This window comes from Streptomyces sp. RKAG293, from assembly GCF_023701745.1.
Lineage (GTDB): Bacteria > Actinomycetota > Actinomycetes > Streptomycetales > Streptomycetaceae > Actinacidiphila.
Genome location: NZ_JAJOZB010000001.1, coordinates 2,065,270 through 2,091,450, shown reverse-complemented (window position 1 = coordinate 2,091,450; position 26,181 = coordinate 2,065,270). Strand labels below are relative to the sequence as shown.

25 protein-coding genes and 1 riboswitch are annotated in these 26,181 nt (G+C 72.4%); of the genes, 18 read left to right on the top strand and 7 right to left on the bottom strand.

Translation table 11 applies throughout. The features are described 5' to 3' along the window. Positions 1–12 precede the first annotated feature (12 nt). Positions 13–876 (bottom strand): NAD-dependent epimerase/dehydratase family protein, encoded by an 864-nt coding sequence (locus tag LNW72_RS09095; protein WP_250974945.1) that lies wholly within the window; start codon positions 874–876, stop codon positions 13–15. 154 nt (positions 877–1,030) lie between these two features. Between LNW72_RS09095 and LNW72_RS09090 the strand changes: the two genes are divergently transcribed. Then, on the top strand, positions 1,031–1,909 hold the full coding sequence (locus LNW72_RS09090; RefSeq protein WP_250974944.1) for a helix-turn-helix transcriptional regulator: 879 nt from the start codon (positions 1,031–1,033) through the stop codon (positions 1,907–1,909). A gap of 51 nt (positions 1,910–1,960) precedes the next feature. Here LNW72_RS09090 and LNW72_RS09085 read toward each other — a convergent pair whose 3' ends face one another. Further along, positions 1,961–3,418, bottom strand: coding sequence for a glycosyltransferase family 2 protein (locus LNW72_RS09085; protein WP_250974943.1), 1,458 nt, complete (start codon positions 3,416–3,418; stop codon positions 1,961–1,963). 307 nt (positions 3,419–3,725) lie between these two features. On the opposite strand from LNW72_RS09085, the gene LNW72_RS09080 reads away from it, so the two are divergent. After that, a complete protein-coding gene (locus LNW72_RS09080; RefSeq protein WP_250974942.1) occupies positions 3,726–5,021 on the top strand; it encodes an alginate lyase family protein in 1,296 nt (431 codons plus the stop codon). Positions 5,022–5,029: 8 nt separating this feature from the next. On the opposite strand, the gene LNW72_RS09075 is transcribed toward LNW72_RS09080, so the two are convergent. Continuing rightward, positions 5,030–6,223, bottom strand: coding sequence for an MFS transporter (locus tag LNW72_RS09075; protein ID WP_250974941.1), 1,194 nt, complete (start codon positions 6,221–6,223; stop codon positions 5,030–5,032). Positions 6,224–6,308: 85 nt separating this feature from the next. On the opposite strand from LNW72_RS09075, the gene LNW72_RS09070 reads away from it, so the two are divergent. From LNW72_RS09070 to LNW72_RS09020, 11 genes are all read left to right on the top strand, one after another. Next, entirely contained in the window at positions 6,309–7,532 is a 1,224-nt protein-coding gene (locus LNW72_RS09070) for an ROK family transcriptional regulator (protein WP_250974940.1), read from the top strand. Between the two features lie 132 nt (positions 7,533–7,664). After that, a riboswitch (FMN riboswitch) is annotated at positions 7,665–7,795 on the top strand. A 124-nt stretch (positions 7,796–7,919) separates the two neighbouring features. Then, positions 7,920–9,038: a bifunctional diaminohydroxyphosphoribosylaminopyrimidine deaminase/5-amino-6-(5-phosphoribosylamino)uracil reductase RibD gene (ribD, locus tag LNW72_RS09065; protein ID WP_250974939.1), complete on the top strand. Its 1,119-nt coding sequence runs from the start codon at positions 7,920–7,922 to the stop codon at positions 9,036–9,038. Beyond that, the gene (locus LNW72_RS09060) at positions 9,039–9,647 is read left to right on the top strand and encodes a riboflavin synthase (protein WP_250974938.1); all 609 of its coding nucleotides are present in this window, start codon (positions 9,039–9,041) and stop codon (positions 9,645–9,647) included. Beyond that, positions 9,644–10,300, top strand: a complete 657-nt coding sequence (locus tag LNW72_RS09055; protein ID WP_250974937.1) for a nicotinamide mononucleotide transporter family protein — start codon at positions 9,644–9,646, stop codon at positions 10,298–10,300. Before LNW72_RS09060 ends, LNW72_RS09055 begins: the two co-directional genes overlap by 4 nt. Further along, positions 10,297–11,601, top strand: a complete 1,305-nt coding sequence (locus tag LNW72_RS09050; RefSeq protein ID WP_250974936.1) for a bifunctional 3,4-dihydroxy-2-butanone-4-phosphate synthase/GTP cyclohydrolase II — start codon at positions 10,297–10,299, stop codon at positions 11,599–11,601. The genes LNW72_RS09055 and LNW72_RS09050 overlap by 4 nt, the downstream gene beginning before the upstream one ends. 94 nt (positions 11,602–11,695) lie before the next feature. Beyond that, positions 11,696–12,181: a 6,7-dimethyl-8-ribityllumazine synthase gene (gene ribH, locus LNW72_RS09045; RefSeq protein ID WP_138353025.1), complete on the top strand. Its 486-nt coding sequence runs from the start codon at positions 11,696–11,698 to the stop codon at positions 12,179–12,181. Between the two features lie 34 nt (positions 12,182–12,215). Then, entirely contained in the window at positions 12,216–12,488 is a 273-nt protein-coding gene (locus LNW72_RS09040; protein WP_138353026.1) for a phosphoribosyl-ATP diphosphatase, read from the top strand. A 65-nt stretch (positions 12,489–12,553) separates the two neighbouring features. Then, a complete protein-coding gene (hisG, locus tag LNW72_RS09035; RefSeq protein ID WP_250974935.1) occupies positions 12,554–13,402 on the top strand; it encodes an ATP phosphoribosyltransferase in 849 nt (282 codons plus the stop codon). Continuing rightward, positions 13,402–13,893: a PH domain-containing protein gene (locus LNW72_RS09030; protein ID WP_250974934.1), complete on the top strand. Its 492-nt coding sequence runs from the start codon at positions 13,402–13,404 to the stop codon at positions 13,891–13,893. Before hisG ends, LNW72_RS09030 begins: the two co-directional genes overlap by 1 nt. A 177-nt stretch (positions 13,894–14,070) precedes the next feature. Beyond that, entirely contained in the window at positions 14,071–15,414 is a 1,344-nt protein-coding gene (locus LNW72_RS09025) for a hemolysin family protein (RefSeq protein WP_250974933.1), read from the top strand. Then, complete coding sequence (locus tag LNW72_RS09020; RefSeq protein ID WP_250974932.1) at positions 15,411–16,463, top strand: hemolysin family protein; 1,053 nt, start codon at positions 15,411–15,413, stop codon at positions 16,461–16,463. Before LNW72_RS09025 ends, LNW72_RS09020 begins: the two co-directional genes overlap by 4 nt. A 31-nt stretch (positions 16,464–16,494) precedes the next feature. On the opposite strand, the gene LNW72_RS09015 is transcribed toward LNW72_RS09020, so the two are convergent. Both LNW72_RS09015 and LNW72_RS09010 read right to left on the bottom strand, forming a co-directional pair. After that, positions 16,495–18,390 carry an AAA family ATPase gene (locus tag LNW72_RS09015; RefSeq protein ID WP_138353031.1) on the bottom strand — a complete coding sequence of 632 codons (1,896 nt, stop codon included), beginning with the start codon at positions 18,388–18,390 and terminating at the stop codon, positions 16,495–16,497. A gap of 442 nt (positions 18,391–18,832) precedes the next feature. Further along, positions 18,833–19,450, bottom strand: a complete 618-nt coding sequence (locus LNW72_RS09010) for a hypothetical protein (protein ID WP_250974931.1) — start codon at positions 19,448–19,450, stop codon at positions 18,833–18,835. Positions 19,451–19,551: 101 nt separating this feature from the next. Between LNW72_RS09010 and LNW72_RS09005 the strand changes: the two genes are divergently transcribed. Beyond that, positions 19,552–20,694, top strand: coding sequence for a Xaa-Pro peptidase family protein (locus LNW72_RS09005; RefSeq protein ID WP_250974930.1), 1,143 nt, complete (start codon positions 19,552–19,554; stop codon positions 20,692–20,694). Between the two features lie 150 nt (positions 20,695–20,844). Continuing rightward, positions 20,845–22,254 carry a peptidase C39 family protein gene (locus LNW72_RS09000; RefSeq protein WP_250974929.1) on the top strand — a complete coding sequence of 470 codons (1,410 nt, stop codon included), beginning with the start codon at positions 20,845–20,847 and terminating at the stop codon, positions 22,252–22,254. Positions 22,255–22,333: 79 nt separating this feature from the next. Here LNW72_RS09000 and LNW72_RS08995 read toward each other — a convergent pair whose 3' ends face one another. Both LNW72_RS08995 and LNW72_RS08990 read right to left on the bottom strand, forming a co-directional pair. Then, on the bottom strand, positions 22,334–22,624 hold the full coding sequence (locus LNW72_RS08995) for a hypothetical protein (RefSeq protein WP_250974928.1): 291 nt from the start codon (positions 22,622–22,624) through the stop codon (positions 22,334–22,336). Next, positions 22,591–23,298 (bottom strand): TetR-like C-terminal domain-containing protein, encoded by a 708-nt coding sequence (locus tag LNW72_RS08990; protein WP_250974927.1) that lies wholly within the window; start codon positions 23,296–23,298, stop codon positions 22,591–22,593. Before LNW72_RS08990 ends, LNW72_RS08995 begins: the two co-directional genes overlap by 34 nt. Before the next feature lie 59 nt (positions 23,299–23,357). Between LNW72_RS08990 and LNW72_RS08985 the strand changes: the two genes are divergently transcribed. The 3 genes from LNW72_RS08985 (at position 23,358) to LNW72_RS08975 (ending at position 26,177) form a co-directional block, all read left to right on the top strand. After that, the gene (locus tag LNW72_RS08985; RefSeq protein ID WP_250974926.1) at positions 23,358–23,801 is read left to right on the top strand and encodes an SRPBCC family protein; all 444 of its coding nucleotides are present in this window, start codon (positions 23,358–23,360) and stop codon (positions 23,799–23,801) included. Positions 23,802–23,936: 135 nt separating this feature from the next. Continuing rightward, a complete protein-coding gene (locus tag LNW72_RS08980; RefSeq protein WP_250974925.1) occupies positions 23,937–24,821 on the top strand; it encodes an amidohydrolase family protein in 885 nt (294 codons plus the stop codon). 114 nt (positions 24,822–24,935) lie between these two features. Continuing rightward, a complete protein-coding gene (locus LNW72_RS08975) occupies positions 24,936–26,177 on the top strand; it encodes a carbohydrate-binding protein (protein WP_250974924.1) in 1,242 nt (413 codons plus the stop codon). The last annotated feature ends 4 nt before the right edge of the window (positions 26,178–26,181 follow it).

Below are 26,181 nucleotides of genomic sequence, written 5' to 3'. Positions count from 1 at the left end.
CGGACCGCCGGGTCACAGCGCGCCCGCGTCCCACGCGGTCCACACCGAGGGGTAGCGGGGGCCGAACCCCAGCTCGTCGCGGATGCGGGCGGTCGACACCACGCCCTCCCACGGGTCGTCCAGCGGCCGGCCCGCCATGCCGGCGGGCAGCTCCACCCCGTTGAGCTGGTGCAGCTCGACCGCGGACACCGGGGCGTCGTCGGCGATGTTGTAGACCCGCCCCGCCGCTCCCGGCGCGCGCAGCAGCCGCAGCAGCCCCTGGGCGACATCGGCGTGGTGCACCATCGTCAGCCGCCGGTGCCCGGCCCAGCCGCCCGCCCACCGCAGGGACTGCGCCAGATGCGGGTCGCCCTCCCCGTAGACGAAGGCGAGCCGGCCGATCCGCACATCGAGACCGTGCTCGCGGTGCAGCGCCAGCAGACCGCGCTCCGCCTCGGACTTCGAGGCGGGGTAGGCGCCCCACATCGGGGAGCCGGGCAGCGGCTCGTCGTCCTCCACCGCGGGGCGGCCGCGCCCCGCGCCGTACACCAGGTTCGTGCTGACCTGGACGAAGCGGCCGGCGCCCGCCTCGACGGCGCCCCGGCCCAGCTCCAGGGCGGCGTCACGGTTGACCGCCCAGGCCTCCTCGTCCGGCACACCGCGGAAGGCCGCCGCGATGTTCAGCACCGTGTCCACCCCGGCCAGCGCCTTGCGCACCGCCTCCGGGTCCCGCAGCTCGCCGACCGCGACCTGCGCCCCGAGCGCGGCGGCGGGTGCGCCGCGCTCCTCGTCCCGTACCAGCACCCGGACGGCGTCGCCGGGCGCTGTCCGCGCCAGCAGCCGGGGGACGAACCGCCGTCCGACCTCGCCCGTCGCACCCGTCACCAGAGTCAGCATGTCCCGCTCCTCGCATCTGCCGTGTCGGCCGTGCCGGCGGATCGTGCCCGCCGTGCCCCAGCGTGCGGCGGAACGCCGTGCGGCGGGAGAGACCCGTCGATCCGGGGATCAGCAGTCCCTGGATACCGTCCGGCCGCGGCCGCATGCTGGAGGGGTGGACAGAACCGAACTCGCCGACTTCCTGCGCCGCAGCCGCGCGCGCCTCAGCCCCGCGGACGTGGGCCTCACCGGGGGCGCCCGCCGCCGTACCCCGGGGCTGCGCCGCGAGGAGGTGGCGCAGCTGGCGGGGATGTCCGCCGACTACTACGCGCGCCTGGAGCAGGCCCGCGGCCCGCGGCCGTCCCGGCAGATGCTGGCCGCGCTGGCCCGCGCGCTGCGGCTGACGGAGGACGAGCGCGACCATCTGTTCCATCTGGCGGGGGAGGAGCCCTCGCCCGCCCACCGGCGGGGCGACCCGGCGTACGACCGCGAGGGCGCCGCCCATGTCAGGCCCGCGCTGCTGCTGATCCTGGACCGCCTGCACGACACCCCGGCGCAGGTGATGAGCGACTTCGGCGACGTACTGGCGCAGAACGCGCTGGCCGCCGCGCTGGTCGGCGATGTGTTCTCCGGCCCGCCGGGGCAGCGCAACATCGTCCGCCGGATGTTCACCGACCCCGCGGCGCGCGAGCTGTTCCCGGCCGAGGACCGGGACGGGCTCGCGCGCGGCCAGGTGGCGAATCTGCGGGCGGTGCTCGCGGCCCGGCCCGACGACCCCCGGCCGGCCGCCCTGGTGGCGGAACTGCGCGCCTCCAGCGCTGAGTTCGCGCGGCTGTGGGAAGCCCACGAGGTGGCCGTCCGGCGCTCCTCGTCCAAGCGGTTCCAGCATCCCGTGGTGGGGTTGCTGGAGCTGGACTGCGAGGTGCTGCTGAGCACCGAGCACGACCAGCGGCTGATCGTCTACTCGGCGCGGCCGGGCACCGACTCCTACGAGCGGCTGCGGCTGCTGCGCGTGGTCGGGCTGCAGGACCTCACGCCGAGCGGCCTCGGCTGACCGCTACGGCGCTCCAGCTCACCGCGACCTCACCGGGACCTCACCGCGACCTCACCGGGACAGCCGCTTGCGGACCTTGCGCTTGACCATTCCGGCGAGGCCGCGCCAGTTGGTGACGATCAGTTCCGCCTGGCTCTCCGGGTCGCGGGAGAGCCAGACCAGCATCGGGCGGAGGCCGGAGACGAACCGCCGGCGGCCGCCCGCGCCCGCCGGGAGCCTCGTTCCGGGGAAGCGGACGGGGAAGTCCTCGGACCGCTCGCCGTAACTCAGCCGGAGCAGTATTTTCCAGGCTCCGGGCCGCCGGACCTCGGTGCCGAGATGCGCGACGTCGAAGACGGTCCTGAAGGTCAGCGCCGACTCGTCGCCGCCCGGATCCGTGGTGGGCACGACGACCTCGTGCCCGTCGCCCACCCGCTGGAGCACGAAGTGGTGTTCCAGTTTCCCGGGGCGGCTGGCGGCCCGCAGCCGGGTGCGCAGGGTGGCCGTGAACCGCCGGTTGTCGGGCAGCCAGGCCATCTCGGTGATGTCCGCCCAATCGGACTGCTCGAACCGGGCGAGGGCGATGAGTTCATCCAGCTGACCGCCGCGGAGCAATTGGCCGCGGGTCTGGTGGAGCGGGGAGAGCGGGGCGAGGACCTCCTCAGGGATGAAGTCCTCGAGGAGTTCGGAAGCCAGCCGCACATAGGCCTTCTGCTGATCCTCCGGCCAACGCGGGAAATTACGGCCGAACTTGCCGAGAATCTCCACCTGGCCCCAGCGCAGGAGCAGGCTGTTGCGCCGGGCGCCCGGTTCGGTCTTCTCGACCACCGTCTCCAGGACCTTGCGGATGCCCGCGTAGAAGACCTCGGGATCGGGCCCCTGCTGGGTGAGATGGGGGAATCCGTCCCGCATCATCAGGTAGTAGCAGTCGTAGTCCGCGACCACCGAGATCGCCCGGGCGGCGAAATAGGCGGGCACGATGAAGATCTGCTCCTCGGCCAGCCGGACACCCTCCGCGAAGCGCAGTCCGTGCTCGGCCACCAGCGAGCGGCGGAACAGCTTGTGCGCGGTCAGGCTCCAGACCGCCTTGGTGCTGTAGATGTCGCCCCGCTCGACGTTCTGCTTGAACGGTCCTGCGGCCGCGGTCCTGCCGACCCCGCGGATACGTCCGAGCACGACATCGGATTCGTCGCGGCGGGCCGCCCCGACCAGACGCTCGAGCGCCTCGGTGCCCAGATAGTCGTCGGGATCGGCGAAGAAGAGGAACTCTCCGGTGGCGGCGTCGATGGCGCGGTTGCGCGGGCCGCCGGGAGCGCCCGAATTCTCCTGGTGCAGAACCCGGATCTCCGGATGCCGGGCGGCCCAGCTGTCGAGCAGCTCACCACTGCCGTCCGTCGATCCGTCATTGACGGCCACGACCTCGATACGGTCGATTCCGATCGTCTGGTTGACCACGGATTCCAGACATTCATCCAGAAAGTCGACGGCGTTGTAGACCGGAATGATGACGCTTACCCATTTCTCGGGCACGGTCGCGGTCGCCTCCTTGGTAATGGCCGCAGCAAAGAGAGGGGGAGTTCTGATCCGGTCGGCGATGTGGGGCACTCCGGCGCCGAGGAAGGGCAATCTAGCGTAAGCCCGGGGTGGAGGAACCTCCGCCCGGCGGTTGGTGCCCGCCCGGTGGACCTCCGCGGTAATTGATGTCATCCATGGCTTTTCTCCCCCTTCTGTTCTCATCCGTGAATCGTGTGCGGGGCGTTGTCAAGCGAGAAGGGCTGTCCTACGCTCACACGGTCGTCAGCGTGAACACAATTCATGTATGTGATTGGAGTCTTTGATGAGCGGAAGACGTTGGGGCCGGGGAGCGCTGCTCGCCACCGTGGCCGGGCTCGCCGCCCTGCTCGTGCCCATGGCATCGCCGGCGTCCGCGGCGCCCGCGCCGGCGTACACCCGGGCCGCGCCGAAGGCACCGCGGACCGTCGTGCTGGACGGTGAGCAACTGCGGCGGACGAAGGCGCGCCTGGCGAAGGGCGACCCCGCGCTGCGGCGGGCCGTCGCCGACCTGCGGACGCAGGCCGACGGCTGGCTGAGGCAGGGGCCCTGGACCGTCACCGACAAGGACCGCACGCCGCCCGGTGGAGACAAGCACGACTACCTCAGCCAGGCCCCGTACTGGTGGGCGAGCCAGCCCAGGACGGCGGACAACCCGATGGGATGCCCGTACGTCCAGAAGGACGGGCAGCGGAATCCCGAAGTTGACGAACTCACCGACCACGACGAGCGCGGTGAGGTGTTCGCGTCCGCCTACACCCTCAGCCTCGCCTGGTACTACACCGGCGACCCGGCCTACTCGCGGCACGCGGCCGAGATCCTGCGCACCTGGTTCACCGATCCGGCCACCCGCATGAACCCGAACCTGGACCACGCGCAGATCATCCCGTGCAAGTACGACGGCCGGGCGATCGGCATCATCGACTTCTCCCAGGGCTTCACCAGCGTCCTCGACGCGACCGCGATCCTCGACACCGGAGCCCCCGGCTGGACCAAGGGCGACAGCGGCGGGATGCGCACCTGGTACGAGGGCTTCCGCGGCTGGCTCGGCGGCGCCTTCGGCAAGGAGGAGGCGGCGGCCGCCAACAACCACGGCACCTTCTTCGACATGCAGCTGGCCGCACTCCAGCTCGCCACCGGTCACGACAACCTGGCCCGGCAGACGGTGCTGAAGGCCGGGGCCGGGCGGATCGACCCGCAGATCGCCGCCGACGGCAGCCAGCCGGGCGAGATCTCCCGCACCCGCAGCTGGCACTACTCCACCTTCAACCTGGTGGCGTTCACCCGGCTCGCGGCGATCGGCCGGCACGTCGGCGTGAACCTGTGGTCCTACCGGGGTCCGGCCGGGCAGCGGCTCTCCGCCGCGGTCGACTACCTGCTGCCCGCCGCGACCGGCAAGGCGCCCTGGCCGCACCCGGAACTGGACTTCCGGGCCTACGCGGCGAGCGACATCGTCCATGCCGCCGCCGACGCCGGGGACCCGAAGGCCCGCGCGGCGGTGCCCTCGCTCCAGGCCCCGCCCGGCGGCGATCTGTGGGCGCTGCGCCCCGCGGCCGAGCAACTGGACTCGATCACCGGCTGAGCCCCCGCTCATCCGCCGGACGGGGCGGCGACGGCCCGTCCGGCGGCCGGGCGCAGCACCCCCGCGCCCACCACGAGTCCCGCCGCGAGCAGCGTCACGAGGCCGAACGACGCCGTCAGGGAACTGGCGTTGGCGATGACCCCGATGGCGGCCGGGGCCACCAGCCCCGAGGTGTACGTCACGGTCGCGACACCGGCGATGGCCTGGCTGGGCACCGGGCCGGCGTGCCCGGCCGCGGCGAAGCAGAGCGGTACGACCACCGCGATGCCCACGCCGAGCAGCGCGAAGCCGGTGATGGCCAGCGGCTGCGCGTCGGCCGCGACCACCAACAGCCCGCCCACGACGGCGAGCAGACCGCCGGCCCGCACCGTCCGCACCGGGCCGAGCCGCCGGACCACCGCGTCCCCGGCGAGCCGGGTCGCGGCCATGGTGCAGGCGAAGGCCGTGTAACTGGCCGCGGCGACACCGGCCGAGGCGCCGGTGACATCGCGGAGGTAGACCGCGCACCAGTCCATGCTCGCGCCCTCCGCGAAGACCGCGCAGAAGCCGATCGCCCCGATGACCAGGGCGGAGCGCGGCGGCAGGGCGAACCGCGGCGGCGCCTCCGCCTCCAGCTCCGGGTGGATGTCGGGTGCGCCGGCGCAGGCGACGTAGCCGAGCGGTACCAGCACCACGGCCATGACCGCCAGATGCAGCCGGGCGTCGACGCCGCCGTGTGCGGCGGCCACGCCGATCGCCGAGCCGGCCAGGGTGCCGGCGCTCCACATGCCGTGCAGCCCCGACATGATCGACTTTCCCTTGCGCTGTTCGACGTCGACGCCCAGCGCGTTCATCGCCACGTCGGCCATGCCGGACGTGGCGCCGTAGACGAAGAGCAGGCCGCAGAGCCAGACCAGCCCGGGGGCCGCGGCGGGCAGCGCCAGCGCCGCGCACCACAGGGCCAACAGGCCGCGCAGCGCCGCCCGGGAGCCGAACCGGTGCATGATCCGTCCGGCCAGCGGCATCGCCAGCGACGCGCCGACGGCCGGGAAGACCAGCGCCAGGCCGAGCTGGCCGGCGCTGAGGTCCAGTTGGTCCTTGATCCAGGGAATCCGGGTGGCGAAGTTGCCGGTGACGGAGCCGTGCACGGCGAACACCGTCGCGATGGCTATGTGGGCCCGGCGGAGCCCCGGTTCGGCCTTCCGCGTCACTGCACTTGTCATGGCGCGTAAACTATCAGGGAGCCTGCCTGATAGAAATGGCTTTTCGGATGCCTGTTCCACGGCCCGTGTCTGGAAGGATCCCGGCATGACCGCCACCCGCGCGCACACCGGCCCCGTGCTCCCCGGCCCCACCGCCTCGCCGCGCACGGCCCGTGTCATCAACGACCGGCTGGCGCTGGGGCTGCTGCAGAGCGAGGGGCCGCTGACCGCCGCCCAGTTGAAGAACCTCACCGGGCTGTCCCGGCCCAGCGTCGCGGACCTGGTCGAGCGGCTCCAGGACGCCGGGCTGATCGAGGTCGTGGGCACGTCGGGGGACGACCGCCGCGGTCCCAACGCCCGGCTCTACGCGATCGTCGCCGACCGCGCGTACATCGCCGGAGTGGACATCCGCACCTACAGCATCGGCATCACCGTCGCCGATCTGCTCGGCCGCACCGTCGGCACCGCGGCCATGCCCGTCGGCCCGACCGACGACCCGCGGGAGGTGACACGGCGCGGCACCGCACTGCTGGAACGGACCGCCCGCGAGGCGGGCGCGGCAGCGCTGCACACCGTCGCCTTCGGGGCGCCCGGCCTCGTCGACCCCGCCACCGGCCAGCTCCGCGCCACCGGCGCGCTGCCCGCCTGGCACGGCGACCTGGTCACCGAGGTACGCGGCCGGCTCGGCATCCCGGTCCTGCTGGAGAACGAGTGCAACCTGGCCGCGATCGCGGAACAGCGCGTCGGCGCGGCCCTCGGCCAGCACACCTTCGTCCTGCTGTGGCTCGGCGCGGGAGTCGGGGCGGCCGTCGTCCTCGACGGACAGCTGCGGCGCGGCGCCTCGGGCGGTACCGGCGAGATCGGCTTCCTGCCGGTGCCCGGCACCTCGCGGCTGCCGTCCGTCACCGACTGCGAGGGCGGCTTCCACTCACTGGCCGGCTCCGCCGCGGTCTGCGCGCTCGCGCGCCGGCACGGCTTCCCCGACCCGGGCGACGGCGTCGACACGGCCGAGGCCGCCGTCCGCTGGGCCCGCGGACCCGGGCCGGGGGAGCGGAACGCAGTGTTCCTGGACGAGCTCGCCGACCGGATCTCGATCGGCACCGCGGCGGTCTGCGCGGTGCTCGACCCCGGCTGCGTGGTGCTGGCCGGAGAGATCGGCCGGGCGGGCGGCGACGCGCTGGCCGGGAGGGTCGCGGAGCGGCTCCCGCTGATGTCGCCGCTGAGCACCGACGTACGGGCCGGCACGGTCACCGGCAGCGCGGTGCTGCGCGGCGCCGTGCTCTCCGCCATGGACGCCGCCCAGGAGGACCTGTTCGTCCCCGCACCGTGACCCGCACCCCGGTTGCCCCCGTGGAACCCCCTCCCGGACTGTATTCCGGACCCTCTCGTGAGTCAGAGCACAGTCGCCTCTCTACCGGTGCTGTGATCGGACGTGGCAGACTGAGAGACGTATCAGTGACGTTTGCGCACTCCGGGGTCGGTGTAATTCCGAACCGGCGGTTACAGTCCGCGACCCGTCCGCAGCCAGCGGGCGGTTGACCAGGTGAAACTCCTGGACCGACGGTGAAAGTCCGGATGGGAGGCAGTGCGCGGCGGGCTATCACCGGTGCGCCGCTGCTGTCGGCTCGTCCTTCGGGCGAACCGTTTACCGGCCTCGGCGTCTCCTGGTGCATCGTCCGCTTCCTGTCCTTCGTGACAGCCCCGGAGTCCGTGCCCTATGAGGCAGGAGGACCCGGTGGCCCCAGCAGTTCCGGCCCACATCGCGGCAATGCGCCGAGCCATCGAGCTCGCCGCCCGCGGGCTCGGCTCCACCAGCCCCAACCCCGTCGTCGGCTGCGTCGTCCTGGACGCCGCGGGCCGCACCGTCGGTGAGGGCTGGCACCAGCGGGCCGGCGGCCCGCACGCCGAGGTCCACGCGCTGCGCGCGGCGGGCGAGTCGGCCCGCGGCGGCACCGCGCTGGTCACCCTCGAACCCTGCGACCACACCGGCCGGACCGGCCCCTGCTCCCAGGCCCTCATCGAGGCCGGCATCGCGCGTGTCGTCTACGCGGTCGCCGACCCGAACCCCGACGCCACGGGCGGCGCCGCGACCCTGCGCGCCGCCGGGGTCGACGTCGAGGGCGGACTGCTCGCCGCCGAGGCCGCCCGCGGCAACGAGGTGTGGCTGACCACCCTCGCCCGCCGCCGCCCGTTCGTGCTGTGGAAGTACGCGAGCACCCTCGACGGCCGGATCGCCGCCGCCGACGGCACCAGCCGCTGGATCACCTCCGCGGAGTCCCGCGCCGACGTCCACCGGCTGCGCGCCGAGGCCGACGCCGTCGTCGCCGGCTCCGGCACCCTGCGCGCCGACGACCCGCACCTCGCGGTGCGCGGCCGGGACGGCGCCACCCAGCCGCTGCGGGTCGTCGTCGACACCGCCGCCACCGTCAAACCCGGCGCCAGAGTGCTCGACGACGCCGCGCCCACCCTGATCGCGGTCGCCCAGGACACCGGAACCGCGCACCTGGACGGCCTCGCCGAGACCGTCCGGCTGCCCCGCGCGGCCGCCGGCCCAGGACTGGACATCCCCGCCCTGCTCACCGCCCTGTACGAGCGCGGGGTCCGCTCCGTGCTCCTGGAGGGCGGCCCCACCCTGGCCGGCGCCTTCGTGGCCGCGGGCGCCGTCGACAAGGTCGTCGGCTATCTCGCACCCGTCCTGCTCGGCGCCGGACCCGCCGCGCTGGCCGACGCCGGAATCACCACCATCACGCAGGCGTTGCGGCTCGATGTGACCGAGACGGTACGCATCGGTCCCGACCTCCGCATCACCGCTTATCCCCACGCCGAGGAGAACTGAGTGTTCACCGGAATCGTCGAAGAACTGGGCGAGATCACCGCAGTCGAGGAGCTGGGCGACGCGTCCCGCTTCCGGGTGCGCGGCCCTGTCGTCACCGAAGGCGCCAAGCACGGCGACTCGATCGCCGTCAACGGCGTCTGTCTCACCGTCGTGGACTTCGGGGACGGCGAGTTCACCGCCGACGTGATGGCCGAGACCCTCAGCCGCTCCAGCCTCGGCGCGCTCGCCGCCGGCTCCCGCGTCAACCTGGAGCGCCCGATGGCGCTCGGCGGCCGGCTCGGCGGCCACCTCGTCCAGGGCCATGTGGACGGCACCGGCACCATCGTCGAGCGCAAGCCCGCCGAGCACTGGGAGATCGTCAAGGTCTCGCTGCCCGCCGAGCTGACCCGCTACGTCGTCGAGAAGGGCTCGATCACCGTCGACGGCATCAGCCTCACCGTGGTCGACGCGGGCCCCGACTACTTCACCATCAGCCTCATCCCGACCACCCTCGCGCTCACCACGCTCGGCTTCAAGCAGCCCGGCGACCCGGTCAACCTCGAGGTGGACGTACTCGCCAAGTACGTCGAGCGGCTGCTCGGTGCGAACCGGACGGAGGCCACGCCATGAGTGCGCTCGACTGGCTCAACAGCGAGGCGTTCACCGCGTTCGACCAGCACATCCTCTGGTCGGACATGGCGGGGAACCTGCTCGGCCTGGGCGCCCTGGCGCTCGGCTGGCGGCGTTCGATGCTGACCTGGCCGGTACAGCTGCTCTCCGGCCTCGTGCTGGTCGCCGCCTACGCCTCCGCGCACCTCAGCGGCGGCATCGGCAAGCAGATCGTGGTCGTCACCGTCGCGGTGTGGGGCTGGGCGCAGTGGCGGCGCGGCGGCGCCACGAAGGGCCGGCTGGCCATCCGGTTCGCCACCTGGACCGAGCGGGCCTGGCTGGTGGCCGGCACCGCCGCGGGCACCGTCGCCCTGGCACTGCTCTTCACCGCCTACCCGAAGCTGTCCTGGGACCCGTGGCCCGACGCGTACATCTTCGTCGGCACGCTGACCGCCATGGTCGCCCAGGCCCGCGGCTGGGTGGAGTTCTGGTTCGCGTGGCTCGCCGTCGACGTGGTCGGCGTCCCCCTCGCCTTCAACAACGGGCTGGCCTTCTCGGGCCTGGTCTATGTCATCTACTTCGTCCTGGTCGTCCTCGGTCTGCGCGCCTGGTGGCTGCAGACCCGGACGGACAGGGCGCCGAGCGGGACCGTCCCGGATGGAGCCACAGCATGACCGCGCTGCAGAGTTGGTACGCCGACCACGACGGTGATCTCGCGCTCGACCCGGTCGAACGGGCCATCGCCGACATCGCCGCCGGCCGTCCCGTCGTCGTCGTCGACGACGAGGACCGTGAGAACGAGGGCGATCTCATCATCGCCGCCGAGAAGGCCACCCCTGAGCTGGTCGCCTTCATGATGAGCGAGTGCCGCGGGCTGATCTGCGTGCCGATGGAGGTCCCGGAGCTCGACCGGCTGGAACTGCCGCAGATGGTCGAGGCCAACACCGAGTCGATGAAGACCGCGTTCACCGTCTCGGTCGACGCGAGCGCCGCGCACGGCGTGACCACCGGCATCTCCGCCGCCGACCGGGCCACGACCATCCGGATGCTCGCCGACCCCACCTCCGTCGCGGGCGACTTCGTACGCCCCGGCCATGTCTTCCCGCTGCGCGCCCGCGCGGGCGGCGTCCTGGTCCGCAACGGCCACACCGAGGCCGGTGTCGACCTGGCGCGGCTGGCGGGACTGCGGCCGGCCGCGGCCATCGTGGAGATCGCCCGTGAGGACGGCACCATGGCCCGGCTCCCCGAGCTGGTGCCGTTCGCCCGCAAGCACGGCCTGTCGATCATCTCCATAGAGGATCTGATCGCCTACCGCCGGGCGTCCGAGCCCACCGTGCGCCGCGAGGCCGCGACCCGGCTGCCCACCGCCTTCGGCGACTTCCGGGCGTACGGCTACCGCAGCACCACCGACGGCATCGAGCACATCGCGCTCATCGCCGGCGACCTCGACGCGGACGGCGCCCTCGCCGACGGCGACGACGTCGTGGTGCGGGTGCACTCCGAATGCCTCACCGGCGACGTCTTCGGCTCGCAGCGCTGTGACTGCGGACCGCAGCTCCAGGCGTCGCTCGAAAGGGTGGCTTCCGAAGGCCGCGGTGTCGTCGTCTATCTGCGGGGCCACGAGGGCCGCGGCATCGGCCTGCTGTCGAAGCTGCGCGCGTACGAGCTCCAGGAGCGCGGCCGCGACACCCTGGACGCCAACCTGGAACTGGGCCTGCCCGCCGACGCCCGCGACTACGGCGCCGCCGCGCAGATGCTCGCCGACCTCGGGGTGCGGTCGGTGCGGCTGCTGACGAACAACCCGGAGAAGGTCGACGCGCTCACCCGCCACGGCCTGAAGGTCCTCGCCCGCGAGCCGATGGCCGTCGTGGCGGGGGAGCACAATCTGCGGTACCTGCGCACCAAGCGGGACCGGATGGGCCACGACCTGCCGTGGCTCGACCCGGTCGTGACCAGCCCCTGCGGCAACCAGTAGCCGTCGGAACACCAGCAGCACGACCCCGTACGACCCGCACCACCCCGTACGACCCGTACGACCCGTACGACGAGCACCGGAACTGAGGAGAGACGTGAGCGGTAAGGGCGCCCCCGAGCTGACCGTGAAGAACTGCGGTGACCTGCGCGTGGCAGTGATCGCGGCCCAGTGGCACGTCCAGGTCATGGACGGCCTGGTCGAGGGCGCGCTGCGCGCCCTGGCCGAGCTGGGCATCGACGAGCCGACCGTCCTGCGGGTGCCCGGCAGCTTCGAGCTGCCGGTCGTCGCCAAGGTGCTGGCGGGCCGCGGCTACGACGCGATCGTCGCCCTCGGCGTGATCATCCGCGGTGGCACCCCGCACTTCGAGTACGTCAGCCACGGTGTCACCGCCGGCCTCACCCAGGTCAGCGTGGACACCGGGGTGCCCGTCGGCTTCGGCGTGCTGACCTGCGACACCGAGGAGCAGGCGCTGGACCGGGCCGGCCTGCCCGGGTCGAACGAGGACAAGGGCCACGAAGCGGTCACCGCCGCGGTGGCCACCGCGACCATCCTGCGTTCAGTATCCGAACCCTGGCGCTGAGCGTCCGGCACTTCCGCGTAGGGTGTGAGCCACCATGGCCAAGAAGACATTCGAGGAGCTCTTCACCGAGCTCCAGCACAAGGCCGCCACCGGCGACCCCAGTACCTCCCGCACCGCCGAGCTGGTGGGCAGCGGTGTGCATGCGATCGGCAAGAAGGTGGTCGAAGAGGCCGCCGAGGTGTGGATGGCCGCCGAGTACGAGGGCGCCGACCGCACCGCCGAGGAGATCTCCCAGCTGCTCTACCACCTGCAGGTGATGATGGTCGCCCGGGGCATCTCCCTGGACGACGTCTACGCTCATCTCTGAGCCGGCACCCGCACGCACCGCCGCTCGCGTCCCGAACACCCCGAACCGCAAAGGAAGCTGCCCTCATGCTGCGCATCGCCGTTCCCAACAAGGGTTCACTCTCCGGGCCTGCGTCGGCGATGCTCCATGAGGCCGGCTACCGGCAGCGCAAGGAGTCCAAGGAGCTCGTCCTCGTCGACAGCGACAACGAGGTGGAGTTCTTCTACCTGCGGCCGCGCGACATCGCGATCTACGTCAGCTCCGGCCGGCTCGACATCGGCATCACCGGCCGTGACCTGCTGCTGGACTCGGGCGCGGACGCCGAGGAGATCCTCCAGCTCGGCTTCGCCCGCTCCACGTTCCGCTACGCCGCGGAGCCGGGTACGGCGGAGTCGGTCAAGGACCTCGGGGGCATGACGGTCGCCACCTCCTACGAGGGCGTCGTCGAGAAGCACCTCGCCGACAACGGCATCGCCGCCTCCGTCGTGCACCTGGACGGCGCCGTCGAGACCGCCATCCAGCTGGGCGTCGCCCAGGTCATCGCGGACGTCGTCGAGACCGGTACCTCGCTGCGCAACGCGGGGCTGGCGGTCTTCGGCGAGCCGATCATGGAGTCCGAGGCGGTCGTCATCAGGCGCACCGGCGTGGAGGGCGAGGACCCCAAGGTCGCGCAGTTCCTGCGCCGGCTGCAGGGCGTCCTGGTCGCCCGCCGCTACGTGATGATGGACTACGACATCCGCGTGGAGCAGGTCGAGCGGGCCGTGGCCCTCACCCCGGGCCTGGAGTCGCCGACCGTCTCGCCGCTGCACCACGAGGGCTGGGTCGCCGTCCGCGCCATGGTCCCCAGCCGCGACGCCCAGCGGATCATGGACGAGCTGTACGAGCTCGGCGCCCGGGCGATCCTCACCACCGGCATCCACGCCGCCCGCCTGTGATGTCCGGCAAACCCGGCCCGTCCGCCGCGGCGGTCCCGCCCGAGCTGCCCGTCACCTTCCGTCCGGTCCGCACCCGCGTGGTGCTGCTGACGGTCGGGGCGGGTCTGCTCGTCGTGCTCACCGTCGTCGCCCTGATGATGCCCAGCGGCGGGGCGCAGCCCTGGGGCCCGGGGGACCGGGCCACCATGATCATCACCGGCCTGCTGATCTTCGCCCTGCTGGCGGTGCTCAGCCGGCCCAAGGTGGTCGCGGACGACGACGGGATCACCGTGGTGAACCTGGTCGCCAGCCGCCGGCTGGAATGGGCCGAGGTCGTCAAGGTCAATCTGCGGACCGGCGACCCGTGGGTCTATCTCGACCTCACCGACGGCACCAGCCTGGCCGCGATGGGCATCCAGCCCGGTGGCGGCCGGGACCAGGCGGTCCGCGCCGCCCGCCAGTTGCGGGCGCTGGCCGAAGCGCGCGGCACAGGGCAGCCCGGCACCAGGTAGGGCTGCCGACCGAGCCCCGCTCTTGATTACTCTGGAGTCGGGCAGTGCTTCCGCAGACTGCCCGCGGGGCCCCACCGACCCAAGGAGTGACACCCAAACGACGATGTCCAAATCGTCTGGTAGTACCTGCGCCGCCCCTCCCTCCAGCGGAGTTCCCGTAACTTCCGGAGCGGCGGCATGAGCACCTCGTTGTTGCTGCTGTGTGCGGCATTCGTCCTGATCCTCGCCAACGGCTTCTTCGTCGCCGCCGAATTCGGTCTCGTGACCGTCGACCGGCCGGCCGCGGAACGCGCCGCCGCCGAGGGCGACCGCCGGGCCCGGAGCGTGGTGGCCGCGCTGCGGAAGCTGTCGTTCCAGCTCTCCGGCACCCAGCTCGGCATCACCATCACCTCGCTGGTGGTCGGCATGCTCGCCGAACCGGCGCTGGCCCAGCTGCTCACCGGCCCGCTCACCTCGGCCGGACTGCCCGAGCGCGCCGCCCCCGGGGTCGGCGTCGTCATCGGCATGATGCTCGCCTCGGCCGTCCAGATGGTCGTCGGCGAGCTCGTCCCCAAGAACTGGGCGGTCTCCCGCCCGCTGCAGGTGGCCCGGTTCGTGGCCGGCCCGCAGCGGGTGTTCTCCACCGCCTTCCGGCCGGTCATCGAAGTGCTCAACCGGATCGCCAACCGGCTGGTGCGGATGCTCGGCGTCGAGCCCGCCGACGAGCTGGCCTCGGCCCGCACCCCCAGCGAACTGGTCTCCCTCGCCCGGCACTCGGCGCAGGCCGGCACCCTGGAGCAGGACACCGCCGACCTGTTCGTCCGTACCCTGTCGCTCGGCGACCTGACGGCCGCCAACGTGATGACGCCACGGGTACGGGTCAGCGCGCTGGAGGACACCGCCACCGCCGCGGACGTCCTCAACCTCACCCGGGCCACCGGCCTGTCCCGCTTCCCGGTCTACCGGGAGCGGCTGGACGACATCATCGGGATGGTCCACCTCAAGAACGCCCTCGCCGTCGCCGCCCCGCTGCGCGACCGCACCCCGGTGGGCCGGATCTCGGTCTCGCCGCTGCTGGTCCCGGAGACGCTGGCGGGACGGCAGCTGCTGCAACTGCTGCGCAGCCAGCAGCCGATCGCCGTCGTCGTCGACGAGTACGGCGGCACGGCCGGTGTCGTGACCCTGGAGGACATCATCGAGGAACTCGTCGGCGAGGTGCGCGACGAGCACGACGCCGTGGACCTGCCGGAACTGGCGCAGGCCGCGGCCGAGGACGGCCTGCCGGCCTGGGACGCCGACGGCGGCTGCCGGGTGGACACGCTCGCCCGGATCGGGCTGCAGGCCCCGGAGGGCCCGTACGAGACGGTCGCCGGGCTCGTCGCCGACCTGCTGGCGCGGATCCCCGAACCCGGTGACACCGCGGTGCTGCCCGACTGGGAGCTGCGGGTCCGGGAGGTCTCCCACCACCGGGCGGAACGGGTGCGCATCGTGCGCACCGGCACCGGCGCCGGCACCCAGGACGACCAGGGGGCCGCCCGATGAGCGTCCTCCAGCTGCTCTTCGCCGTCCTGCTGGTGCTCGCCAACGGCTTCTTCGTCGGCGCGGAGTTCGCCCTGGTCTCGGTACGCCGCAGCCAGATCGAACCGCTCGCCGCGGAACACCGGCGGGCCCGTACCGTCCTGCACGGGCTGGAGAACCTGCCGCGCATGATGGCGGCGGCCCAGTTCGGCATCACCGTCTGCTCGCTCACCCTGGGCGCGGTGGCCGAGCCGACCATCTCCCATCTGCTGGAACCGCTCTTCGAGGCCGCGCAGATGCCCGAGGGGCTGGCGCACGCGGTCGGGTACGTCATGGCGCTCGCGGTGGTGGTCTCGCTGCACCTGGTGATCGGCGAGATGGTGCCGAAGAACCTGGCGATGGCCGCCCCGGAGAAGACCGCGCTGTGGCTCAGCCCCGGACTCGTGGCCTTCGCCCGGGTGTTCCGGCCGGTGATCACGGTACTGGGCAGCTGCGCGCGGCTGATCCTGAAGCTGTTCCGGGTCGAGCCCAAGGACGAGGTCGACTCCGTCTTCACCAGCGAGGAGCTGACGGTGCTCGTCGAGGACGCCCGGCGGGCCGGGCTGCTCGACCACGACGAGCAGGAACGCCTGGAGGACGCCCTGGAGCTGGGCACCCGCCCGGTCATCGAGGTGCTGCTGCGCCCCGCCGAGCTGATCACGGTGGATCCGTCGGTGACCCCGCGCCAGGTCGAGGAACTCACGGTGCACACCGGGTACTCACGGTTCCCGGTGGCCGGCCCCGACGGCGCCTATCTCGGCTATCTGCACGTCAAGGACGTCCTGGACGTCGAGGACGGCAGCCACCCGGTGCCGCAGCGGCTCTGGCGCCCGATGGCGACGCTCCGCGCCGACCTGCCGCTGGACGACGCGCTCACCCAGATGCGGCGCGCGGCGTCGCACCTCGCGGCGGTCGCGGACGCCGAGGGCCGCCCGATCGGCCTGGTCGCGCTGGAGGACGTCCTGGAGATGCTGGTCGGCGAGGTCCGCGACCCGGCGCACCGCGAGCTGCCGACGATCGCCGGACGGACCTGACGCCTGTCGCCTGCCGCCGTGGCGGACCGGTCTACTCGGCCGGTTCGCCCGGCGGCACCCCCGGGCCGCGTCCCGACAGCACCTCGCCGTAGGCCTGCATGAGGTCGGGGAGCCGCAGCGTCGACAGATCGTCGCGGTTGGGCGAGCCGGGGTAGTCCGACAGCCGCAGATCGCGGTAGGCACAGCTCTTCTCGTACAGGGTGCGCAGCAGCCGGCCGTTGCCCAGTTCGTCTATCCAGCCCTGGTCGACGACATGGGCGCTGATGGCCCGCAGTTCCTCCAGTGCCTCCTCGTCCCAGTGGTCGCCGTTGTCCGCGGCGAGGACCTCGCCGATCCTGGTCAGCTCCAGCGGCCGGTAGCTGGGGAAGTCGACCCGGGTGGTGAAGCGGGAGCTGAGCCCGGGGTTCACCGCCAGCAGCCGGTCCATGCCCTCCGGGTAGCCGGCGAGGATCACCACCAGGCGGTCGCGGTTGTCCTCGGCGCGCTTGAGGAGCACCTGGAGCGCCTCGTCGCCGTAGGCGTCGCCCTTGGAATAGCCGGAGTTGGACAGGGCGTACGCCTCGTCCACGAAGAGCACCCCGCCGAGCGCGGAATCGATCAGCTCGTTGGCCTTGACCGCGGTCTGCCCCAGGAACTCGCCCACCAGGTCGGACCGCTGGGCCTCGACGAGATGATCGCCGCCGAGCAGCCCGAGCGCGTAGAAGACCCGGCCGAGTATCCGGGCCACGGTGGTCTTGCCGGTGCCGGAGGGGCCGGAGAAGACGAAGTGACGCTTGGGGGGCTGCACGGGCAGCCCCTGGCCGGCCCGCAGCCGGGCCATCCGCAGCTGCGCCGACAGCGCCCGCACCTGCCGCTTCACCGGCTCCAGGCCGACCATGCGGTCCAGTTCGGCGAGCGCCTGGCCGAGCAGCATCGGGTCCGGCGCTGTCATCGACAGTGGCGGCGGCAGCGCCATGGACGCCACCCCGGCCTTCTCCCGTACATCGTCGTCCGGCGGGCCGAGCGTCAGCGCGGGCTCCTCCAGTTCGGTGCCGGGGCCGCGGCCGTCCATCGGCTCACCGGTCAACAGGGCGGAGTCCGGGCCGTCCAGCACATCGGGGGAGGCCTGGCCGAGGCCGGACAGCGAGACGGCCGCCAGACCGGCACCCGCGCCCTCGTCGAGCCCGTCGGACTCGTTGATCGCCGCCAGCCGGGCGGCGGTGTCCATGAACGCCGGGTCCACCCGGTGCACGGCCCGGTACAGCGGCAGCGCCGCGGCGGTGCGGCCGGTGCCCTCGTAGGCGCGGGCCAGCCAGTACCGCAGCTCCTTGCGCTGCGGCTGCTCGCTGCGGCAGCGCATCAGCGCGGCGGCCAGCAGCGGTTCGGCCTGCCCGCACAGCTCCAGCCGGACGCGGGCCATCCCGCCGAACAGACCCGCCTCGATGCCGAGCACCGGATCGCCCAGCAGCGGCTCGGTGTTGCGGACCAACTGCTCCCAGTCCTTGACCAGATAGGCCCGGCAGGCGTGCAGGAAGCGGACCTGCCGGTCGGTGTCGACGGGCGGGCACTCGGCCAGCGCCCGGTCCAGCTCGGCGACATGCCGGCCGTCCAGCCAGTGCGAGGCGTGCGCGAGCAGCAGATCGCGGTCCGACTCCAGCACCGGCTGCACCCACCAGCCGAGCCAGTACCAGGAGTTGATCGACCGGCGGTGCGCCCTTCGCTCCTCGCCGAAGCGGTCCCGGTGGCGGTACATCTGGAGCAGCGCCGTCGAGGTGTCCGCGCGCAGCGCGTGCAGGCCAAGCCAGGCGTCCGCCATGCCCGGATCGAGCCGCACGGCGGCCCGGAACTCCTCCTCGGCCTGCGCGTACGCCCCGACGGTGTAGGCGTCCACGGCGCGCAGCCAGGCGAGGCCGGCGGGGGCGCCCGAGCGCTCTGTCCCGAAGTCCATCAGGTCCCCACCAACCGTTCCCCCGCGGCTTGCTGCGTACCCCGTCCCAACCCTGAGGACCGGGACGGGAGTTGGCGCAGGGGAGTGTTGCCCCCGCCTGCCACCGCACCCCGTTCGCATCGTACCTGCGATGACGGCGGTGCCGTAGAGCGGCGCAGCGGTCCCCTCGGGCCCGCGCCGTTCGACGCACGGACTCCAGGTGGTGACAGTGGGTGAGGGAAAAAGGGCCCGACGGGCCCGCTGGACCGGGCCGGGACGCAGCGAAGCCCCCGGTCACGGGGGAACAACCGGGGGCTTCGGATCATGGGAGCGGCCCGCACTGACCGCTTATTGAGAACGTAATTCCTGTACACCCCCCCGGTCAAGCCGCTCCGGAGGGCTCCGTGGGGGCCATCGGGAAGTGGCAGCGCACCGGCGGTAATCGGTCACCGTCCGTGAGGGATCATGGTGTTCGGGAGCGCCTCCCGGGCCCCGGAAGCATCGTGTATCCCTCTGGTCTCAGCAGTACCAGATGGTCCGCGAAGGGCTGTGAGGGATCGGACACGAAGTGCGCGTCCTGCGCCCGCATCCAGGAGGACCAGAACGCGCCCATCTCCGGGCCGTCCCGCAGCTGTCCGCGGTCCCTGGCCGTCTCACGGGAGACCTCGAGCCACAGCAGGTGCGACAGCAGCGGTCGGAGGGCGGCCCGTCCGCTCCCGACGCCCTCCAGGAGGACGACGGGTGCCGGGGGTACCGCACGGACGCCGTCGAAGCGCCGCCGCGTCCAGTCGTAGACCCCGTGCCGGGCGGTCCGGCCGGCCGCCAGCGGCTCCAGGACCTGCTCCCGCAACCGCCCGGTCCACGCGAACAGTTCGTCATGGGTGGCCAGATCGTCCAGATGGACGACGGGCGCCCCGCCGAGCGCGCCGGCGAGCCGGGCGGCGTACGTGGTCTTGCCGGAGCCGGCGTGCCCGTCCACGGCGACGATCCGGACCGGGCCGCACGACGGCGGCAGCTCCCGCAGATGCGCGGCGAACTCCGCGAGCGGGTCACTCGGGGCGGGGGCGGCTTGATCGTTCATCGGGCCCAGCGTAGCGAGCCCCGGGCACGGCGCGGCCGGGGCCGCGACGCGTCCTGCCGGCCGCCCTCCGCCGGACACCAGGGGCGTCTACCGTGTGACGCGTGACCGACTCCTCAGCTTCCGCCGCCGACTCCGCCGGGCTGTATCCGGCCGAGCGCCTCGAACTCGCCCGCAAGGCCGCCGCCGGCGCGGGTCTGGACGCCCTGCTCATCTCGCCGGGCGCCGATCTGCGCTATCTCACCGGCTATCAGGCGCTGCCGCTGGAGCGGCTCACCTGCCTGGTGGTGCCCACCGAGGGCGACGCGTTCCTCGTCGTCCCCGCCCTGGAGCGGCCGGCCGCGCTGGCCTCGCCCGTCGGCGGCCTCGGCATCGACATCACCGGCTTCGCCGAGACCGACAACGCCTACGAGCTGATCGCCGGCCGGCTGCCGGCCGGCGTCCGCCGGGTCGCCGTCGACAACCACATGTGGGCCGAGAAGCTGCTCGCCTTCACCGCCGCGCTGCCGCGGGCCGAGGCGGTGCTGGCCGGCGAGGTGCTGCAGGAGCTGCGGATGCGCAAGAGCCCGGCCGAGGTGGCGGCGCTGCGGCGGGCCGGGGCCGCGATCGACCGGGTGCACCGCAGGATGGGCGAGTGGCTGCGGCCCGGCCGCACCGAACGCGAGATCGCCCGCGACATCGCGGACGCGATCCTCGCGACGGACCATGTCACCGTGGACTTCGTCATCGTCGCCTCGGGACCCAACGGCGCGAGCCCGCACCACGAGGTCTCCGACCGGGTCGTCAGGACCGGCGATCCCGTCGTGGTCGACATCGGCGGCACCACCGAGGACGGCTACTGCTCCGACTCGACACGCACCTACGCCGTCGGCGAGCCGCACCCCGACTTCCGGGAGCTGTACGACGTGCTGCAGCGCGCCCAGCACGCGCAGGTCGAGGCGGTGCGCCCGGGGATCACCGCCGAGGCGCTGGACGCGGTCGGCCGCGACATCATCGCCGGCGCCGGGTACGGCGAGCACTTCATCCACCGCACGGGGCACGGCATCGGCCTGGAGACGCACGAGGAGCCGTACATCGTAGCGGGCAGCGAGCGCCCGCTGGAGCCGGGCATGGCCTTCTCCATCGAACCCGGCATCTACCTCCCCGGCCGGTTCGGCGCCCGCATCGAGGACATCGCGGTCTGCACCGAGAACTCCGGCGAGCGGCTGAACCTGACGGGCCGTGACCTCGTGGTCCTGCCGGGATAGCGCCAGTGGTCTGATCCAATGTTGGTCGGTGGCACGCGCCGGAAACCCTGGCAGAAAGGCCGGAGGAGCCGCGATAGTAAGGCGCATCCGCCGCGTGCCCGCCGACACGGCAGGACCGACTCCGTCGTTCACAGCGAGGGGAACACCGCCATGACCAGACCCGCTCCGCGGCGCACCGTCCTGGCCGCCGCGCTCGCCGCGGTGGCCGCCACCGCGGCCGCTCCCGCGACCCGGGCGGCCGCCGCCCCGCGAGCCGCCGGGAGACCGGGAGACGCGGTGGCCGCGGACCGGGGCGCCCCCGCCCACGGCACCCCGGCCGACAGCGCGCCGGTGGACTACACCGGCTGGACCTCGTACACCGACTGGCGGTGCGGCGAACGCGGCGGCACCCGCCCGGTGCCCGGGGTACGGCCCGGCCTGGTCATCGACCGGCCCAGCGGCTCGCTGGACTACACCGACCCGCACACCGGCACCACCTCCACCTGGGACTCCGCCACCTGGACCTCCCCGGTGCACACCCTGCGGCACCCCGCGAGCGAACTGATCTCCTCGTGGAACGCCCGTACCCCGGCCGGCACCTGGCTGCAGGTCGAGCTGCTCGGCACCTACACCGACGGCACCGCCACCCCCGCCTACGTGATGGGCCGCTGGGCCTCCGGCGACGGTGACATCAAGCGCACCTCGGTCGACGACCAGACCGACGGCAGGAGCAGCATCTGGACCGACACCTTCTCCATCGACGACGCGGCGGCCGGACCGCTGCTCGCCTCGTACCGGCTGCGGGTGACCCTTTACCGCAAGCCCGGCAGCCGGCTCACCCCGACGCTCTGGCGGCTGGGCGCGATGGCCTCCACCATCCCCGACCGCTTCACCGTCCCGGCCTCGGTCCCCGGCGCGGGCGCCGGGATCGAACTCCCGGTGCCGCGCTACTCGCAGAACATCCACAAGGGCCAGTACCCGGAGTACGACAACGGCGGCGAGGCCTGGTGCAGCCCGACCTCGTCGGAGATGGTCATCGAGTACTGGGGCCGCAAGCCCTCGGCGGCCGACCTCGCGTGGGTGAACCCGGCCTTCGCCGATCCGCAGGTCGACCACGCGGCCCGCTTCACGTACGACAACCAGTACCAGGGCTGCGGCAACTGGCCGTTCAACGCCGCCTATGCCGCCACCTACCCTGACCTGCAGGGCGTCATCACCCGTCTGCACTCGCTGAACGACGTCGAACGGCTGATCCGCGCCGGCATCCCGGTGATAACGTCCCAGTCCTTCCTCGCCACCGAGCTGGACGGCGCCGGCTACGGCACCTCCGGCCACCTGATGTGCATCGCCGGCTTCACCGCGGAGGGCGACGTGGTGGCCAACGACCCGGCCAGCGCCGGCGACGACGTGGTGCGCAACGTCTACCGGCGGGCCCAGTTCGAGACGATCTGGCTGCGGACCAAGCGCTACAACGCCTCGGGCAACGTCAGCAGTGGGACCGGCGGCGTCTGCTACCTCTACTGGCCGGCCCACCCGAGCCCCGGACAGCGCCGCGCGCTGGCCGCCGTCGGCATCCGCTGATCACGGACGGGTCTCCTCCGGCAGTGCCGGCGGGGGACCCGTCCCGCCGGGTCCCCTCCGATGCGGCCGGCCGCGGTGACTACCTCTCGTGCTCCGATCCGAACGGCACGGGCCCGTTCCCGGTCACCTCGGCACGTCCCGTCTCCGGAAATACCTTGGTGATGACGCACTCTCCCTGCCGCCCGTTAGGCAGCCGCAGGTCCAGCGTCTTGCCGCGCACCGCCCACGGGCTCGGGCCCGCGCCGGTGTGGAGGCTGCCGTGCCAGGCCGAAAGGCGGCCCTTTTCCTGAATCGCGTACAGATCGGCCTCGACCGCGGTTCCGGTCCCGTCGGCGATCACTGTTGCCCAGCCCCGATAGGTGTTTCCCATGGGGCCAGGATCCGCCGCCGGACCCACAATTGCGACCCGACCTGGACGGGGGGAAGGCCGAAGGCGTCGGCCAGGGCGTCCAGGGAGGCCAGGAGCAGCGTCGACGGGCTGTGGCCCATGCCGCTGAACTGGGACGATACTTCGATACTGACCGATCCGTGCAGCTGGGACCAGGTGAGCACGGCGCCGGCGAGAGCCGTGCCCCTGCCGGCCGCCGAGGCCGCCGAGGCCGCCGAGGGCGCCGAGGGCGGCGGGTCCCAGGGCCCGGTGTGCTCCGCGAACCATCCGGCCACCGCGGGATCCCGCTCGGCCCAGGCCTCCAGCTGGCCCACCAGCGTCTCCATGGCCGGTTCCGGCCGTCCCTGGACGAAGACCTTCATGAAGGGGCCGAGCGCCGCGCGGGCGCGCAGCAGGGTGTCGGGCGGGGCGGTGTAGCCGGGCACCGGGGTGCCCGCGATCAGCAGGTAGCGGTGCGGGTCGGCGACGGCCCAGGCCCGGAACGACCCGGCCAGCGCATGCAGCCGGGCGCGCGGTGACGCGGCCTCGGAGCCGGCCGCGACGGCCTGCTCGATGGCTGTCGCCAGATCGTCGTAGGCGTCACGGATCAGGGCGCTGAGCAGATCGTCGCGGCTCGCGAAGTACCTCTCCTGGGGTTGCGTGACCCATCTTAGCAACTGTTATAGTGTGTAACGAAAGCGATTGACCGTAACAACCGGAAGAAGTGAAGGACATCATGGACATCGATCACGCGGCCCCGGCCATCGCCGACCTCACCGTCACCATCGACGCCCCGCTGGAGACGATCTGGCGGCTGCACACCGACATCGGCTCCTGGCCGCGCTGGAACCCCGGCATCACCAGCGCCCGCCTGACCACCGAACTGGAGGTGGGAGGGGTCTTCGAGTGGCAGACCGCCGGCCTCACGATCACCTCCACCATCGGCGAGCTCACCCCGATGGGCCGCATCGCCTGGGGCGGCCCGGCCCACGGCATCATCGGCATCCACGTCTGGACGTTCGAGCCGGGCGCCGGCGGCGTCGTGGTGCGGACCCGGGAGTCCTGGGACGGCGAACCCGTCCGGGCCGATCCCGACGGGATGCGGGCCGGGCTCACGGCCTCGCTCGTCGACTGGCTCGACGCCCTGAAGTCGGCGGCCGAAGCCGGAACGCCCGCCTGAACCCGGCGGTGTGGCGGGCCGGTGGCCTCCCCCCGGGCGGGCCGCCACCGGCCCGGGCCGCTCTGCGATCATGTCCCCGGCGGACCCTGGGACCGGACGGGCCAGGACCGTACGGAACGGGCGGAGGGCCCCCGCATGGTGGAGACAGGCGCGGACGACGCACGGGTGACCGCGTTCTGGCGCGGGCTGGGGCTGCCGGGGCTGATCGATGTGCACACGCACTTCATGCCGGAACGCGTACTGGACAAGGTGTGGGCGTACTTCGACGCCGCCGGGCCGCTCGTCGGCCGCCGCTGGCCCATCACCTACCGCCACCAGGAGGACGAACGGCTCGCGGTGCTGCGCGGGTTCGGCGTCCGGGCGTTCACGTCGATGGTCTACCCGCACAAGCCGGGGATGGCCGGCTGGCTGAACAGCTGGGCGGCGGACTTCGCCGCCCGGACGCCGGACTGTCTGAGCACCGCTACCTTCTTCCCGGAGGAGGGCGCCGCGGACTATGTGCGCGCGGCCGTCGAGGGCGGCGCCCGGGTCTTCAAGTCGCATGTCCAGGTGGGGGCCTACGACCCCAACGACGCCTGGCTGGAGCCGGTCTGGGGGCTGCTGGCCGAGGCGGGCATCCCGGTGGTGACTCACTGCGGGTCCGGGCCGGTGCCCGGCAAGTTCACCGGCCCCGGCCCGATGGCCCGGGTGCTGGCCCGGCATCCCCGGCTGCGGCTGGTCGTCGCGCACATGGGGATGCCCGACTACACCGCCTTCCTGGACCTGGCGGAACGCCACCCCGGGGTCCTGCTGGACACGACGATGGCGTTCACCGACTTCTCCGAGGAGTCCGCCCCGCTGCCACGAGCGGAGCTTCCGCGGCTCGCGGACCTCGGCGACCGGATCCTGTGGGGGAGCGACTTCCCCAACATCCCGTACTCCTACGCCCATGGCCTGGAGTCGCTCGAACGACTCGGCCTCGGAGACGCCTGGCTGCGCGCCGTGTGCCACGACAACGCGTCGATCGTCTTCGGAATCTGACGGCACGCCAGGTCGCAGGCCTCTAGTGGTTTAGTCCTAGGTCTAGTCCAAAGCCTTGACGAGTTCGCGTCACAGCTGGATTCTGGCTGCGTTTCCCCCCACAGGAGGTACGACGTGAAGCGCCTCAAAGCACTCTGTTCCGGGGTGGCGGCAGCCACCCTCGCGGCGGCCGGCCTCGCCGCGGCCGCCACGCTCGGCACGGGCCAGGCGTCCGGTGCCGAGACGTCGGCGGCCGCCCTGGGCAACAACTGGTACGCGGCGGCGCCGTATCTGATGCCCCGCGACAACAATCCCCCCGACGCCGGGGCGATCATGGACGCCACCGGGCTCAAGGCGTTCCAGCTCGCGTTCGTCCTCGCCCCCAACGGCGGCGGCTGCAGCCCGACCTGGGACGGCACCGCCGATGTCTCCTCCGACACCGCGGTCGCCTCGGTGATCAGCGGAATCCGCGCCAAGGGCGGTGACGTCTCCGTCTCGATCGGCGGCTACGGCGGCACCAAGCTCGGCCAGGCCTGCTCCACCTCGGCGGCGACCGCCGCCGCGTACCAGCAGGTCATCACCAAGTACCAGCTGAAGGCGATCGACTTCGACCTCGAGGAGCCGGAGTACGAGAACGCCACCGCGATCTCCCACGAGATCGGCGCCGCGAAGATCCTCCAGCAGAACAACCCCGGCCTCTACGTCTCGGTGACCACGGCCGGCACCGCCGACGGCACCGGCTGGTTCGGCAAGCAGATGCTGAACGAGGCCAAGGCCCAGGGCTTCACGCCCAACAATTTCTCGATCATGCCGTTCGACGGCGGCTTCAACGGGGCGGCGGCGCAGACCAGCGCACTCACCAACTTCAACTCGATCCTGCAGACGACGTTCGGCTGGAACGCCGCCACGGCCTACGCCCACGAGGGCTTCTCCGGAATGAACGGCCGCAGCGACACCGGCGAGTACTTCCGCCAGGCGGATTTCCAGACGGTGCTGGACTACGCGACCGGTCACGGAATGGGCCGGTTCACCTTCTGGTCACTCAACCGTGACCGTCAGTGCACCCCGCCGGACAACGGAACCACTTCCGGAGTCTGCAGCAGCGTTGCGCAGACCCCCTGGGAATTCGCCAAGTTCTCGGTGAAGTTCGCCGGCGCGACGCCGCCCACGAACCCTCCGACGACGCCCCCGACCACGCCTCCGACGAACCCGCCCGGCCAGTGCACGGTAGCGGCGTGGAGCAGTACTGCGATATACGTGAACACCAATGAGGTCTCCCACAACGGTCACAAGTGGAAGGCCAAGTGGTGGACCCAGAACGAGGAGCCCGGCACCACCGGCGAATGGGGTGTCTGGGTGGACGAAGGCGCCTGCTGACCTT